At 31.4% G+C, this 13,581-nt stretch carries 15 protein-coding genes; 1 reads left to right on the top strand and 14 read right to left on the bottom strand.

Going from position 1 to position 13,581, the window contains the following annotated elements; all coding sequences use genetic code 11:
- Window positions 1–44 precede the first annotated feature (44 nt).
- The 6 genes from DFQ07_RS01620 to DFQ07_RS01595 all read right to left on the bottom strand — a co-directional run bounded on the left by DFQ07_RS01620 (window position 45) and on the right by DFQ07_RS01595 (window position 3,123).
- Window positions 45–407, bottom strand: a complete 363-nt coding sequence (locus tag DFQ07_RS01620) for a cupin domain-containing protein (RefSeq protein ID WP_133534537.1) — start codon at window positions 405–407, stop codon at window positions 45–47.
- Window positions 408–511: 104 nt separating this feature from the next.
- Window positions 512–1,297: a helix-turn-helix domain-containing protein gene (locus DFQ07_RS01615; protein WP_133534536.1), complete on the bottom strand. Its 786-nt coding sequence runs from the start codon at window positions 1,295–1,297 to the stop codon at window positions 512–514.
- Between the two features lie 63 nt (window positions 1,298–1,360).
- Complete coding sequence (locus tag DFQ07_RS01610) at window positions 1,361–1,939, bottom strand: YdeI/OmpD-associated family protein (RefSeq protein ID WP_133534535.1); 579 nt, start codon at window positions 1,937–1,939, stop codon at window positions 1,361–1,363.
- Between the two features lies 1 nt (window position 1,940).
- Window positions 1,941–2,327 (bottom strand): DoxX family protein, encoded by a 387-nt coding sequence (locus DFQ07_RS01605; RefSeq protein ID WP_133534534.1) that lies wholly within the window; start codon window positions 2,325–2,327, stop codon window positions 1,941–1,943.
- A gap of 12 nt (window positions 2,328–2,339) precedes the next feature.
- Window positions 2,340–2,798: an SRPBCC domain-containing protein gene (locus tag DFQ07_RS01600; protein ID WP_133534533.1), complete on the bottom strand. Its 459-nt coding sequence runs from the start codon at window positions 2,796–2,798 to the stop codon at window positions 2,340–2,342.
- Entirely contained in the window at window positions 2,788–3,123 is a 336-nt protein-coding gene (locus DFQ07_RS01595; protein WP_133534532.1) for an ArsR/SmtB family transcription factor, read from the bottom strand. Before DFQ07_RS01595 ends, DFQ07_RS01600 begins: the two co-directional genes overlap by 11 nt.
- Window positions 3,124–3,305: 182 nt before the next feature.
- Here DFQ07_RS01595 and ctlX point away from each other — a divergent pair, with 182 nt between their 5' ends.
- A complete protein-coding gene (gene ctlX, locus DFQ07_RS01590) occupies window positions 3,306–4,241 on the top strand; it encodes a citrulline utilization hydrolase CtlX (RefSeq protein ID WP_133534531.1) in 936 nt (311 codons plus the stop codon).
- Here the strand turns inward: ctlX and DFQ07_RS01585 are convergent.
- The 8 genes from DFQ07_RS01585 to DFQ07_RS01550 form a co-directional block, all read right to left on the bottom strand.
- Window positions 4,238–4,690: a hypothetical protein gene (locus tag DFQ07_RS01585; protein ID WP_133534530.1), complete on the bottom strand. Its 453-nt coding sequence runs from the start codon at window positions 4,688–4,690 to the stop codon at window positions 4,238–4,240. The two genes, ctlX and DFQ07_RS01585, sit on opposite strands and share 4 nt — an antisense overlap.
- A 63-nt stretch (window positions 4,691–4,753) precedes the next feature.
- Window positions 4,754–7,651: an FAD-binding and (Fe-S)-binding domain-containing protein gene (locus DFQ07_RS01580; RefSeq protein WP_133534529.1), complete on the bottom strand. Its 2,898-nt coding sequence runs from the start codon at window positions 7,649–7,651 to the stop codon at window positions 4,754–4,756.
- 21 nt (window positions 7,652–7,672) lie between these two features.
- Window positions 7,673–8,317 (bottom strand): Dph6-related ATP pyrophosphatase, encoded by a 645-nt coding sequence (locus tag DFQ07_RS01575; RefSeq protein WP_133534528.1) that lies wholly within the window; start codon window positions 8,315–8,317, stop codon window positions 7,673–7,675.
- Window positions 8,318–8,320: 3 nt separating this feature from the next.
- Window positions 8,321–8,779, bottom strand: a complete 459-nt coding sequence (locus DFQ07_RS01570) for an Lrp/AsnC family transcriptional regulator (RefSeq protein ID WP_243743912.1) — start codon at window positions 8,777–8,779, stop codon at window positions 8,321–8,323.
- Window positions 8,780–8,906: 127 nt separating this feature from the next.
- A complete protein-coding gene (gene hglS, locus DFQ07_RS01565) occupies window positions 8,907–10,337 on the bottom strand; it encodes a 2-oxoadipate dioxygenase/decarboxylase HglS (protein ID WP_133534526.1) in 1,431 nt (476 codons plus the stop codon).
- A 229-nt stretch (window positions 10,338–10,566) separates the two neighbouring features.
- Window positions 10,567–11,334, bottom strand: a complete 768-nt coding sequence (locus DFQ07_RS01560; protein WP_133534525.1) for an MBL fold metallo-hydrolase — start codon at window positions 11,332–11,334, stop codon at window positions 10,567–10,569.
- 62 nt (window positions 11,335–11,396) lie between these two features.
- Window positions 11,397–11,972: a Crp/Fnr family transcriptional regulator gene (locus DFQ07_RS01555; RefSeq protein WP_133534524.1), complete on the bottom strand. Its 576-nt coding sequence runs from the start codon at window positions 11,970–11,972 to the stop codon at window positions 11,397–11,399.
- A 100-nt stretch (window positions 11,973–12,072) separates the two neighbouring features.
- Window positions 12,073–13,305, bottom strand: a complete 1,233-nt coding sequence (locus DFQ07_RS01550) for a S41 family peptidase (RefSeq protein WP_133534523.1) — start codon at window positions 13,303–13,305, stop codon at window positions 12,073–12,075.
- Between the last annotated feature and the right edge of the window lie 276 nt (window positions 13,306–13,581).

Here is a 13,581-nt window from a genome sequence, read left to right as displayed (position 1 = left end):
TTTGAGATAATCATATTAAAAAAGAGTGGAGATCCACTCTTTTTTTAATTGGTTTCAGTGTTTATTAAAACTACTTCTTCTGGTACAGATAAGAATAAAACACAACCATCTTTGGTTTTCACACTATGTTTTCCTTTAGGAGGAGTATATAAATAATCTCCTTGCTCTAAAACTTCACCAAAAATTTCACAACTTCCTTTTAATACCAATATTTCTTCTCCCGCAGGATGTACATGATAAGGATAAGAAGCCCCTTCTTCAAATTTTAATAAAATAGCTTTTGAGCGTTGTGTAGTTTTATCAAAGTATAAGGATTTTACAAACACACCGTTATAATGCACTCCATTTTCAATAAGTGGGTTCCAAGTAATTTGTTCACTTTTAGTGATATAATCTTTAATGTTCATGATTAATTAAGTTTACAGTTTTGTATAAAATTTTAATAAAACAAAGTTGATACTTAACTGAAACCTAAAAAATGGATAATTTTAAGTTTTTGATGTAAAATTTACTAAATCAGTGTGTTTTGAAACTCTGTTGGAGACATTGCTGTATGATTTTTAAAGAATTTAGAAAAATAGTATGGGTCTTTAAAACCTAGATTGTAAGCTACTTCTTTTACACTTTTATTTTCGTACTGAAGAATACGTTGCGCCTCAGAAATTAGTAAACCGTAGATGACATTTTGAGCTGTTTTACCTGCATGTTTTTTAGCTAATTCATTTAGTTTTAATTCAGAGGTTTTAAGCTGTTCAGCAATGGTTTTTAAAGAATAGTTGTGTTCAAAATTATTTCTAACAAATTCTAAAAATTGTAAGAAAAGGGCTTCGGGTTTCCATATTTCACCACCATTGGCAATTTTTGACCGATTTATTTCGAATAATAGTAATTCAATACGTGCATGTATTGAATCTAGGTATTGAAATGGTTTTTCTCTTAATTCTTTTTCTATTTTAAGGATTCCGGTTTTAATTTCTTCAGGAGAATTTATTGAAATTACTTCATTGTAATCAAAATGACAAAATAGACTGTTCTGAAAAATTAATTCAATATCTTTTTCTGTTTTACATATATAGTTGAGTGTAAAATCAAGTACGTACCCTCTTCCTTCACTAACATTTTCAAAGTAATGGTATTGTCCCGAAGTTATCGTAAGAATTTGATTTTTGTGGAGAGTTAGACGCTTATTGTCAACTACTAAAGAAATTTCTCCCTCATTACACCATATAAGAAGATACTTTTTTATTCTTTTAGGAGTAAAGTCAGAAATTGCTTCAATTTTTTGAAGGTTTATCATTATTGATAGTTGGTATATTTTATTAAAAATAAGGAGAGAAGTTGGGACTTAATTACTAATTTTTTATCGTTCATTATATCCTTTACCTTCAAAGATTTTAGGAGTTGATTTTTCTATTCTTGTCTCACGAGTTTTTGATTGTTTTGCTTGTGAGAAATACAGTAAATAACTTCGTTGTCTTCCGGGAGTTAATGCTTCAAAAGCATTTTTTAAATCGAGATTTTCCTCAAATGCTTTAATAAGTTCATCAGGCATTTCAAACTCGGTAGTTTTTTTCATTTTTACTTTCAAACCTAATTTTTCAATCTCTATAGCCTCAAAAATATAAGTTTTAATGGTTGTTTTTAAATCAATTATTTGTTGTGCCTCAGTAAAACGAATTTGACGTGCAGATTGTACATTCTCTGTCTGTTGAATTAAAATGTTGCTAGTGTCACTCAATAAAGCGCCTTTATGAAAAAGAAGTGCACAGTATTCTTTAAAACTGTGAATTAAAACAATATTCTTTTCTCGAAAAGTATAGCAAGGATGCATCCATTTAAAATCTTCAATAAGCCCGCATTCTAAACAGAGTTCTCTTAATAATTTAGTTTCTTCTTTCCACTTTTTTTCTTTTTCTATATAGTTATCAACTTTTTCCATTTTATAGTTTTATTAGTAAGTTTAATTTTCTTTCTACTGGTCTGAAATACCAAGATAAAAAGATTACAATTAATAATATTAAAGAAGGTAAAGCGTCTATTAGTGATTTACTTACTACAAAATGAGAAATAGCTGCACCAGACATGGCAAAGAAAAAGCCTGCATAAGCCCATTCTTTTAATAGAGGAGATTTTGGAATAAGAATGGCAATAACACCAAATATTTTCCAAACTCCTAAAATACTCAATAAGTATTGTGGGTAGCCTAACTGTTTAATTATTTCATTATATCCACCAACTTGTAGCATTTGCTGTACACCACCAGCCAACATTCCAATTGAAAGGAATATGGTAACAGTCCAATAAATTATTTTGTTTCTCTTCATCATAATATTTTATTTTTAGTTAGTAAATATTTTTTCAAGTTGATTATGCGCCCAGTTTATACCTTGTTTAAAGGGCAGTTTTAAGTTTTGATTTCTGTGTTCAACCGATTGGTAAATTATTTGTTGTTTTAGTTTACTTGTATTTTCAGTTAGCTTTTCAAACTCATATACTTCAAGCTGAACTCCAAAAGACATACCTTCCATTTCAAAAGTTCGAACAATTTTTTGATTTGAAATATAATCGTGTATTACACCATTGAATCCATGTTTATTTCCTTGCGAGTCTGTTGTCTCAAAACGGTAACTCCCGTGTTTTTGCCATTGAAACTTTAAAACTTTTGTTCCCATCCATTGTTCGATTATTTCAGGTTCTTTATAGGCTTTGAAAAGTAATTCAACAGGTAGGTCAAATTCTCTAGTGATTAGAATTTCTTGCTTGCCTTCTTCGGCTATAACGTTGGTTTTATATTCCATTAGGGTGTTTTTTAGGATAGTTCTTCATTATAGATTCTAGTTTATTAAAACGATCGTCCCATAATTTTCTGAAAGGCTCAATAAAATTGGCTATTTCTTCCATGCCTTTTGGGTTTAGTTGATAGTAAATTTCTCGTCCCTTTTGTTCTTGCTCTAAAATTTCACACTCTGTAAGAATTTGTATGTGTTTAGAGATAGTTTGTCTCGAGTAATCAAAATTTTCTGCTATAGCAGTAGGAGTCATAGCATTGAATGCTACCAATGTAATTATTGTCCTCCTAGTTGGGTCGGCTATAGCCTGAAAAACATCTCGTCTTAGTTTCATTACGCAGTTATTTAACTGTAAATATATATGCAGTTATTTAATTGCGCAAATTTTTATTAAAAAAAACATTGATTATTAGTAAGATAAGGATTGTTTACAATGCTAAAGACTGCTGTTTTACTATCTGTTAAGTTTATAAATCTATAATAACAACCAAACTAAAATCTTATTACCTTCGCAATATGCAACAAACAACGAACACAATATTAATGATCCGTCCTGCAAGTTTTAGGATGAATGAACAAACAGCGGTAAATAACTACTATCAGCAAGAATTAATAGATATGCTACCGGCATCTATCAATGCAAAAGCACAGCAAGAGTTTGATGATTTTGTTCAAAAACTACAAGGTGTTGGGGTAGAGGTAGTGGTAGTGGAAGATACAAAGGAACCTGATACACCTGATGCATTATTTCCTAACAATTGGGTTTCTTTCCATGAGAATGGAGATGTTGGAATTTATCCGATGTTTGCAGAGAATCGTCGTTTGGAGCGTAGAGAAGATGTGCTAGAAATTCTTGAGGAAAAGGGGTTTCATATTGAGAATGTCGTTGATTATTCTGAAGCAGAAGAAGAATTTGTTTTCTTAGAAGGAACAGGAAGTATGATTTTAGATAGACAGCATAGAAAAGCCTATTGTGCCTTGTCTCCAAGAGCAGATGAAGAATTGTTCATAGAATTTTGCGAAGATTTTGAATTTACTCCTGTAATTTTTGAAGCAAATCAAACTGTTGATGGAGTAAGGGAAGCGATTTATCACACCAATGTAATGATGTGTGTTGCAGAAACTTTTGCTGTAGTGTGTTTAGATGCTATTGATGATAAAAAGGAAAAGAAAAACGTATTGAAGCATTTAAAATCTGACGGTAAAGAAGTGATTGCTATTAATGAAACGCAAGTAACTCAGTTTGCAGGAAATATGTTACAAGTAAACGGAAATAATGATGAACGTTATTTAGTAATGAGTACTTCTGCGTATGAATCGTTGACAAATCAGCAGTTAAAAACCTTAGAAAAACACACAAAAATAGTACACAGCTCATTACAAACTATTGAAACCTGTGGAGGTGGAAGTGCACGTTGTATGATGGCTGAGGTATTTTTACCCAAACATTAAACCACCATTGTATCTGAAGGTTTATAGTTTTTATAGTATTGCATTAAAACAAACGAACAAATAACAGAAGAGGCAATTCCTTCAATAATTAAAGCAAACACAACTAGTGGTAGGCTAAGGTTTTGTCCCCAAAATGAAGATTCCTCAAGTATTGTTATAAAACCAGAATCGATTACATCTACGTAAAAAATTAAACTCAAAATAGTAATTCCTACACCTATTGCAGAAGTAGCAATACCAATAGAAAAATTATTAAAGTATAATGACTCACGGTTTTTTTTAATGTTTGTTTTTATGGCTCTATTAATGCCATAAAGCACAAAAATGAAATTTAAAAAACGCAACTCAGCAACATCTTCTAAACCAAAAATTTTCATAATTAAAAAGAACCCAACAATCCCTGCATAAATTAACAGAGCGTTAGTAATAATTATTTTGTTGCTTGACATAACATTATATTTAAAAGTTACAATGTCTTAAATGTACAAAATAATCAAATGAAAATCAATAATTTATAGTAAAGCTTCTCTTAAAATTGTTACTGGATGTTTCGCTAATCGTTTGGTTCCATCATAAATTTGATGACGACAACTTGTACCAGCAGCTACAATTTCGGTATCGTTTGAACAGTTTCTAATCTTAGGAAACAGTGTGTCTTCACCTACTTGCATGCTTACTTTGTAATGCTCTTTTTCGTATCCAAAAGAACCGGCCATTCCACAACAACCAGTATTCATAATGGTTACTTTATAATTTTTAGGAATGTTTAGAATTGAAAAGGATGCATGTGTACTTGATAAGGCTTTTTGATGACAGTGTCCGTGAATTTTTAATGTTTTAGTTTCTTTAGTAAAGGCATTAATATCAATGTTCCCTTTTGTATGTTCAGCAGCTAAAAACTCTTCAATAGTAAATACGTTTTTAGCGATTTGTTCAGCGGAAGTTTTGTCATCTGCTAAGCGAATATACTCATCTCTAAAGGTTAAAATAGCAGAAGGCTCAATCCCAATAAGCGGTGTTTCTTCAGAAATTAAATTTTTAAAAGTAGCTACATTTTTGTTTGCAATGTCTTTCGCTTCTTTTAAAAATCCTTTAGAAATATAACTACGTCCACTTTCTTCGTGATTGGTTGTTTTTATTTCGTATCCTAGTTTTTCTAATACAACTACTGCATCTTTACCTATTTCAGCATCATAGTAGTTAGTAAACTCATCGTTAAATAAGTACACTATCTTTTTAGATGTTGTTGGTTGATACTTGTCTAACCATACACTTAAAGGCTGTTTAGCCAATTTAGGAACCGAACGTTGTGTAGCAACTCCCATTACTTTTTTAGCTAACGTAGTATTGGTAAAGAAGTTTGTTACTGCAGGAAATTTGCTTCCAAGCTTGTTGTATTTTGCATTGTTAGCAAATAATTTACTACGGAAAGAATAACCGTTTGTTTCTTGATATTGATATAAAAATTCCGCTTTTATAGAAGCGATATCTACATTACTTGGGCATTCACTTGCGCAAGCCTTACAGCTCAAGCATAGGTCAAGAACTTCTTTTAATTCTTTTGAATCGAATTTGTTTTGAGCAGTGTTGTTAGTTAAAACTTCACGTAGTGTATTAGCTCTAGCACGAGTTGTTTCTTTTTCGTTTCGAGTTGCTCGATAACTCGGACACAAGGTTCCACCTGCTTCTGGAGATTTACGACAATCACCTGAACCGTTACATTTTTCGGCTAATTTTAAAATACCTTCACTATCTGAAAAATCTTGTATGGTTTCAATGTTAGGCTCAATTCTATCAATCTCATAACGTAAGCTCTGATCCATAGGAAAAGCATCGGTAATTTTTCCTTTGTTGAACACATTATTAGGGTCGAACGCTTTTTTAATTCTTCGTAATAACTGGTAGTTTTTATCACCAATCATTAATGGAATAAACTCTGCACGTACAATTCCATCACCATGTTCACCACTAAATGAACCTTGATATTTCTTAACCAATTCAGCAGTTTCAGTAGTTATCTTTCTAAACAACGTAACATCTGCAGATTTCTTTAAGTTTAAAATAGGACGTAAGTGCAATTCACCAGCTCCTGCATGTGCATAATACACCGCATCTTGCTGATATTTATCCATAATTTGCGTAAACTCCTCAATATATTCTGGTAAATCTTCAAGCGCTACTGCTGTATCTTCAATACAAGCCACGGCTTTCATGTCGCCTACAATATTACCTAACAAACCTAAACCTGCCTTACGTAATTCATGTACTTTGGCAATATCGTTTCCGTATACTTTCGGATAATGATATCCGAAGTTATTTACTTTTAAATCTTCAATTAAGTTGTTAGCCAATACTTCAGCTTCTTCAATGGTATCTGCAGAAACTTCTAACATCAACACCGCTTCTGGATCTCCTTGTAAAAAGAAACGATTTTTAGTTTGTTCACGGTTGTTTTTGGTACAGTCTAAAATTACTTTATCCATCAACTCACAAGCATATAATTTGTGATTCATGGCAGTTACCGTAGCTTTTAAACTCTCGTTGATACTATTAAAATGAGGACAAACCATGATACTTTGTGTAGGTGGTAAGTCGTCTAATTGAATAGTAATTGCAGTAGAAAATACTAAGGTTCCTTCACTACCTGATAAGAATTTAGCAGGATTGATAGTAGGTTCTGTTCCTCCGAACAAATCAGAGGTTAAAAACTCATCAACAGCATACCCTGTATTTCTTCTATGAATACTTTCCTTTGGAAACTCCTTTTTAATTTCTTGTTGAGCCGCTTCTGAAATAAGTTCAGTGTAAATTGCTCGATAGATATTTCCTTCTAAGGTGTTTTCTATTTTCTTCTGATTGAACTCAACCGAAGTAACTTCAGAAAACGTTACTTCACTACCATCACTTAACAAGCCTTGAATAGCAATTACTTTATCTCTGGTGACACCATAACGAATAGAGGTACTTCCAGAGGAATTATTACCAACCATTCCTCCAATCATACAACGGTTAGAGGTTGAGGTATTCGGACCAAAAAACAAGCCGAAAGGTTTTAAAAATCGGTTTAAATCATCACGAATAATTCCAGGCTCTACTGTAATCGTTTTGTTGGTTTCATCAAAAGCTAAAATTTTCGTAAAATGTTTAGATACGTCAACTACAATTCCGTCTCCTACACATTGTCCAGCTAAGGATGTTCCTGCTGTACGTGGAATTAAGGTGATATTATTTTTGGTAGCAAAATCAATTAATTGCTGAATGTCTTTTGTGTTTTTAGGATAGGCTACCGCTAAAGGTATTTTACGATATACTGATGCATCAGTAGCGTAAATGTTTTTATGTAAATCGTCAAAAAACAATTCTCCTGTTAACGATTTTTCTAAGGCTTGTAGTTGTGTTGTTTGTGTCATTATCTAAATCACCTAAAAAGGTTATCGTGTTCTTTTTATATAGTAAAAGTGTTCGTTTTCCTCAATTTCTGAGGTATCAACTGTTACTTTATGCTGAAAAAAAGGAGTGTTTAATACCATGGTATGATACTCTCCATTTTCTCCACAAATATCAATATTTAATTTTTGTAAATCACTAATTGTTGTTGAATTCAACTGTTTTCCAACCCATTTTCTCTCAAAGAACTCTTTTTTAACTAAAGAAAAGATAAGTGTAAAATGGTTGTTTAGTAATTCTTCTAAAAGAAATTTTCTGTCTTTTTTCCACAGAGGATTAAAAACCTGCATTCCAGATTTTTTACTACATTCTTCAATCCAGTTTGAATGTCCATCTACTTCATCAATATCTCCAGTAACAAGTGTATGAATACCATTATTATCTTTTAAAGATAGGATTGCATTTTCATAGCTTTCCTTAATGGGAGCTTCTACTGTAATAAACTGATGAGTAATACCTATTGAAGCTACTTGTTTTTTTATTAAGTGAATAGGGTGTGCTTTGAAATCTGGATTTTTAGGAGTAAAGGTTACTAGGTGTGTTATGTTATACCCCGCTTGTTGTGCTTTTAAATAAGCTAGAGCACAATCTTTTCCTCCTGTCCACAAAACGGCAGCTGTTGTATTCATACTTTATTCAATTGGAACGTTTCGTTTAAAACAGGTATCGAAACAGATAAAAGTGTCGGTACCAGCCACTCCGTTTATCAAATGCACTTTATCATAGAGTATTTTTTGCAAATGCTGATTGTCTTTAGCATAAATCAAGATAAAAATGGCGTAGTTTCCTGATACAAAATTACACTCGGTTATCTCAGGGATTTTTTCTAATTCGCGCATTACATCTTTGGCAAAACGAGCTTCACGCAAACGAATACCGGTGTACGATTTGGTCTTGTAGCCTAAACTTTTTTCTTCTAAAACAAACTCTGCATTTTTAATCACACCTTCCGCAGTCAATTTTTTGATACGTTGATGAATTAACGAGTTAGAAACTTTCAATTCATCTGCAATTTGCGAATAGGCTTTACGAGCATCTAAACGAAGTTTTGATAGTATTTGTTTGTCTATATAATCAAATTGATTTTCCAAAAGAATAATTTTGTTTTGTTAGAATAAACTCAATGTAAGCTACAAGATAAAGAATCTCTTTAATGAAAAAAAGCGTAGCCACAAATCTACATTTACGGCTACACTTTTTTAATATTTGATTTTATGATTAAGCATTTATTTCTGCCAAGCAGTTTTGTATGCTTTCATCTTGCATGTCTTCATACCATTTTGTTAACGTATAAACAGGTTCACCTAAATCTTTTTCAAATAATGATTGATTAGAAGTACCTTGATATTCACGTTTAGCATCATCTGTTCCTAGGTTTGAAGCAAAAATCCCTGCTGCACTTACAGGCAAGAAATCTTCGTAGACCATAGGCTCTATGCTTAAATAACCATCCTCTAATAATTGGTTTACATCTACTTTTGTATACACTTTATCTTTAGATAAAGTTTTTACTTTATCGGTGGTAAAATAATGGAAATAAGCCAACTCTTTTGAGTGTAATTCTTTGTAGTTATCAGGGAAAACTTTAAAGTTTTCTGCTAATAATTTATTGTATTCTGAGGCATTTTCGGCAGTTGGTGATCCACCAATAGCTTTACGTGTTTTACCTAACAGCTCATGATACAAGTCAAGCCCTTTTTGAGTTAATGCTGCACCACGTTGTTCAATCTCACCAAAACGAGCTTTGTGTTCGCCCATTTCTTCTTTTTCAACATTGTTTTTAAAAGTTACTTTTTCGGTCAATGCTTTAAAACTTGTTTGACGTAGTAAAATAGGACATTTTCTTGCAGGAGGTCCTTCTATATTGTCTTTTGGTGGAATATTACGAGCCTCCATACTTACTTGCACCTTGTCTATGTCTAAAGTTCTAGGGGTTAGGTGGTTGATGTGAGGTCCTTTGAAAGCAACTACATCAGCAATTAATCTGTGTTGATTTAGTAAAGCTTCGTACATTTCATAATCTACGGTAGCAGTATCGTGCCAACGAAAAGTTTCTAATGCTTCTAGAACAAAGGTTTCGGCATCTTCTTTATTTAAACCTCCTTCTTTTTCAGATTTATCAATAAGTTGTAAAACTTTTTCTGTAAAAATTTGACGTTTTTCTAAAATAGTTTCAACATTGTTACGAAGCTGAGCATCATCAATTAAATCTATACGTAATAAAGAGGTAAAAACTCTGAATGGAGCTTGATTAAGAGCGGTGCTTTCAATAGCTCTAAACGCCGTAGAATGAACAGGAACACCAGCTGGGGCTAAATCATAGTAACCAACAGAATACATTCCCATAACCTTAAACAGACGTCTCATTGTAAATAGCTCGTAGGGCTTACCTAAACGAATTGCCCCGTGGCGTTCCATATCTAGTCGAGTTAATTCTCCAGTATGTGCTAGCTGTTCTTCAATTTCTTTAGACTCTGAAAGAACATTTTCATTAATGCCATGAACCAAATCAAGAAGCTCACCATAAAGTGGTACCTCTTTCTTGTACATTTCAGACATAATTTTAGAGAAGCGATTACGAATGTACTCTGGAGAGACAAATTCTTCAGCTGTATTAGTAAAACTTTCTAGTTTATTTTTTGATGACATAGTTTATTGAAATTTGCTGCAAATTAAATGATTTTAATTTTTTTTAGCGCTTATAAAAGTAAATTTTGTTTTATTAATATTTGTTTTGAGTTAATTTACTTTTACAAATGTGTTTTTTAAAACCAAAAAGACAATTTTTACTAAAAAAGTGTTTTTTAAAAGTCAATTTGACTTTGTTTCAATATATAAGCCTTAGTAAAATATTTCAGAGTTTTTATTTTTATACAATCTATAAAATTATTGATTCTCCATCTTCAGGAATAGCAACCTTTTTTTCTAGATTGTTTTGAATCAATATTTCTTTAAGTTTTTTTCGAGTTAAAGGGCAGTGGTTTATAGCTTCCATGTGATTCGCTATAACCAAACCAGATGAATTTCTAACAAATTTGATGATATCATCTACATTCATAATTAGATTTTTGAATACATCAAATTGAGCAGCACCGCTAGCTAATACACTAATTTCGGGTTTGTATTCTTCTAATACTTTATGTACAGCATCAGTATATATAGTATCAGAGCTAAGATAAATGGATTTTTGATTGGGTAATTTTATATGAAAACCAAGTACATTTCCCATGAGTTTAGCAACAAATCCGTAGCCATGTTTTGCGGGGATACCTTCGATTTCTCCTCCTAAGAATGGTTGTTTTTCCCAGTATTTTAAACTTTGAATAACATTTAGTCCACGTTGTTTAAAAGCATCTTCATCTTTGGTACTACAAGTAACCGGAATATTATTTTTGATTAAAAATTTGACGGCAGTACTGTCAATATGATCTGGATGTTGATGGGTTATTAAACAGTGGGTTACTCTATTTAGAATTGAGTGAGTATTTTTTGGAAGAGGAACCGTTGGGTTTTTGATTGCTTTATGTCTAAAAAGTGTAAAAGGGGGCATGATTCCTTGGTTGCCCAACATAGGATCCACAAGGATTACATCTTTTTCAGTTTCAATAATTATGGTGGCGTTTCTTATTTGATGTATTTGTAACATTTTGTAACATTTTAGTTGTTTACAAATGTCTTTTATACCATGTCTTTTTTCATTGATTCAAATCAAGAAATACGCTTTTTTATTCTGCTTAGTGTTTCTGGGGTAACGTTTAAATAAGATGCTAAATGATATTGAGGTATCTTTTGTATCCATTCAGGTTTGTATATGAATAGCTCGTTGTATAACACATCAGGAGATTTGGTTATGCGGTTAAACTCAAACAATTCTTTCTGTTTTAGCAGTTTTTGAAATGAGGATTCAACGAAAGTTTTTCCGCACTGATATTTTTCTAATAAATCAAAAAAGGGTTGTCTTTCAATACTCAACATTTCAACAGAAGTTAGAGACTCCTGATTTTTTTTTGTTGTAGCGTCTTGATTGAAGACTAGTAGGTCGGAAATAAATTGAGGTTTTGTGTAAAAATTAATATTTATCTCTTTTTCTTCATTAGCATAGTATTCCCGTACGATACCTTTATTTAAAAAACGTAGTTTTTTTTCTTTAGTATCTGCTTTAAGTAAAATACTTCCTTTAGCATATTTTTCTGTCTTAAACAAAGAAAACAACTCATCTAATCCGTGTTGATTTAATGGAAATTCTGTTTTGAAAAATTTTGAAATTTCAGCAAATTTTGTCATTTAATTTGTTTTAACTAGTTGAGAAAAAAGAATAGGTTATTGTTTTATTTATTGGTACTACTTTTAATTTAATTATAGAAGTATAAAAATAGAAAAGTTTTTATTTTACCCTCTTTTCTATTATTTCAATTCCCTTTTCAAGAGTTTCATCTTTTTCTGTAGTTGTTTGTTTTACATAATTTGTAGGAATGTATTTTTCTCGTGGTGTTCCATTAACATGGAAAAGTTTAGCAGTTGAAAGACGGTAACCAAATTTTTGGTTTTTGAACGAAAATAAATTCATTTCTCCTGCAAGTCTTTCCATTTCCGAACCTACGATTTGGGCTCTTTCCATTCCTTCAAACCCAACAGCAAGACCTTCACCCATACTTCCTGTCCAACGACCAACTAAAATAACAACAGGTTTTTTATATTGTTCTTTTCTAGGACTTACATATTCAAACCAACTTCTTTCTACTTTAGGGTTTCCATTATATTCCTCTACAGTCCAGTGTTTTTGATAGGCTTTAGGCGTATTGATAAATCTACTCATAATACCACGTGCGACATAAGAATTTCCACCATCAACAGTATTTCTTAAATCTATGATTAATCCTTTTGTGTTTTTAAACTCATTAAGAGCTTTGTCAAATTCACTAACTAAGTTATTATTACCTAAAGAATTATGAATGCGAATTATACCAATTCCATTTTCAATTGTAGATGTTAAAAGACTATCGTTTGATTTTAACTTCAGCTTATCCAAATCAAGTTCAATAATTTTTTTATTACTTAACCTTAAGGTTAATATTCTTGGCTGATTGTATCGACCTGCTAAAATTTTGTTGACAATCCATTGTCGTACATTAGGAGAGTTTTTATCATTACAATGAGAAGGAAATTTTTCTATAGTCTTATCTAAATCGATTCCGTTTATTTTTAATATTTCTGCACCAATAAGGTTTTGATTGCTATTTTTTATTTGAGTTTGCCAAATATTTGAGATGCTAGCTTTACCATTCTTTATCGTAGCATAAAAAGAAGAATATAATCTGAAGGAAGATTTTCGGTTTGTATTTAAAATAAGATGACTGTCATAAAACTCATTCAATAGATATTCAAAAAAAAGAACCGTTTGTTCGTTGGTTTTAATATTAGGAATTTGTTTTTCGTAATACTCTCTAATACAATTTAAATCCACATTTTTATCTTCTAAATAGATATAGTCTTGTGATAAATCGGTTAAAATTTCATTTAAATCTTCTTTGATTTTTGTTTGATTGATTTTATTCTCTTGTGAATGAGCATAAGAAAAACTAAAAATGGTTAGTAAGGTTAAAAGAAGTCTGTTCATTTTAAGTAGTTAGTTTGTTAAAGTTGAGTAATGTTTCTTATAAAAAGAATAGCAATTTAAAGTGTTATTTTCAATTAAACTTGATTGTAAATATAAAAGAATAGTGACTTTTATTTAGTGTTAAGGCGCTATTATTTTTAAACTTATTTAAGTAAACGGAGGCTTACTGAAGGATATTTTTAGATAAGAGGTTTGAGTAAGTATCAGATAAAATCAATTCTGATTTTATCTGATACCGCCAAATTAGTAAAATGAAGTGAAGTTTCTAATCGAGAT

Origin of the sequence: Tenacibaculum caenipelagi (assembly GCF_004363005.1) — a bacterium.
Taxonomy (GTDB): domain Bacteria; phylum Bacteroidota; class Bacteroidia; order Flavobacteriales; family Flavobacteriaceae; genus Polaribacter; species Polaribacter caenipelagi.
The sequence above is the reverse complement of the archived record's forward strand: the minus strand, read 5'-3'. Positions and strand labels throughout refer to the sequence as shown.

Bases quoted from the DNA above. Each gene is read 5' to 3' on its own strand.
- DFQ07_RS01620 (WP_133534537.1), bottom strand. From the start codon at position 407: ATGAACATTAAAGATTATATCACTAAAAGTGAACAAATTACTTGGAAC.
- DFQ07_RS01615 (WP_133534536.1), bottom strand. From the start codon at position 1,297: ATGATAAACCTTCAAAAAATTGAAGCAATTTCTGACTTTACTCCTAAA.
- DFQ07_RS01610 (WP_133534535.1), bottom strand. From the start codon at position 1,939: ATGGAAAAAGTTGATAACTATATAGAAAAAGAAAAAAAGTGGAAAGAA.
- DFQ07_RS01605 (WP_133534534.1), bottom strand. From the start codon at position 2,327: ATGATGAAGAGAAACAAAATAATTTATTGGACTGTTACCATATTCCTT.
- DFQ07_RS01600 (WP_133534533.1), bottom strand. From the start codon at position 2,798: ATGGAATATAAAACCAACGTTATAGCCGAAGAAGGCAAGCAAGAAATT.
- DFQ07_RS01595 (WP_133534532.1), bottom strand. From the start codon at position 3,123: ATGAAACTAAGACGAGATGTTTTTCAGGCTATAGCCGACCCAACTAGG.
- ctlX (WP_133534531.1), top strand. From the start codon at position 3,306: ATGCAACAAACAACGAACACAATATTAATGATCCGTCCTGCAAGTTTT.
- DFQ07_RS01585 (WP_133534530.1), bottom strand. From the start codon at position 4,690: ATGTCAAGCAACAAAATAATTATTACTAACGCTCTGTTAATTTATGCA.
- DFQ07_RS01580 (WP_133534529.1), bottom strand. From the start codon at position 7,651: ATGACACAAACAACACAACTACAAGCCTTAGAAAAATCGTTAACAGGA.
- DFQ07_RS01575 (WP_133534528.1), bottom strand. From the start codon at position 8,317: ATGAATACAACAGCTGCCGTTTTGTGGACAGGAGGAAAAGATTGTGCT.
- hglS (WP_133534526.1), bottom strand. From the start codon at position 10,337: ATGTCATCAAAAAATAAACTAGAAAGTTTTACTAATACAGCTGAAGAA.
- DFQ07_RS01560 (WP_133534525.1), bottom strand. From the start codon at position 11,334: ATGTTACAAATACATCAAATAAGAAACGCCACCATAATTATTGAAACT.
- DFQ07_RS01555 (WP_133534524.1), bottom strand. From the start codon at position 11,972: ATGACAAAATTTGCTGAAATTTCAAAATTTTTCAAAACAGAATTTCCA.
- DFQ07_RS01550 (WP_133534523.1), bottom strand. From the start codon at position 13,305: ATGAACAGACTTCTTTTAACCTTACTAACCATTTTTAGTTTTTCTTAT.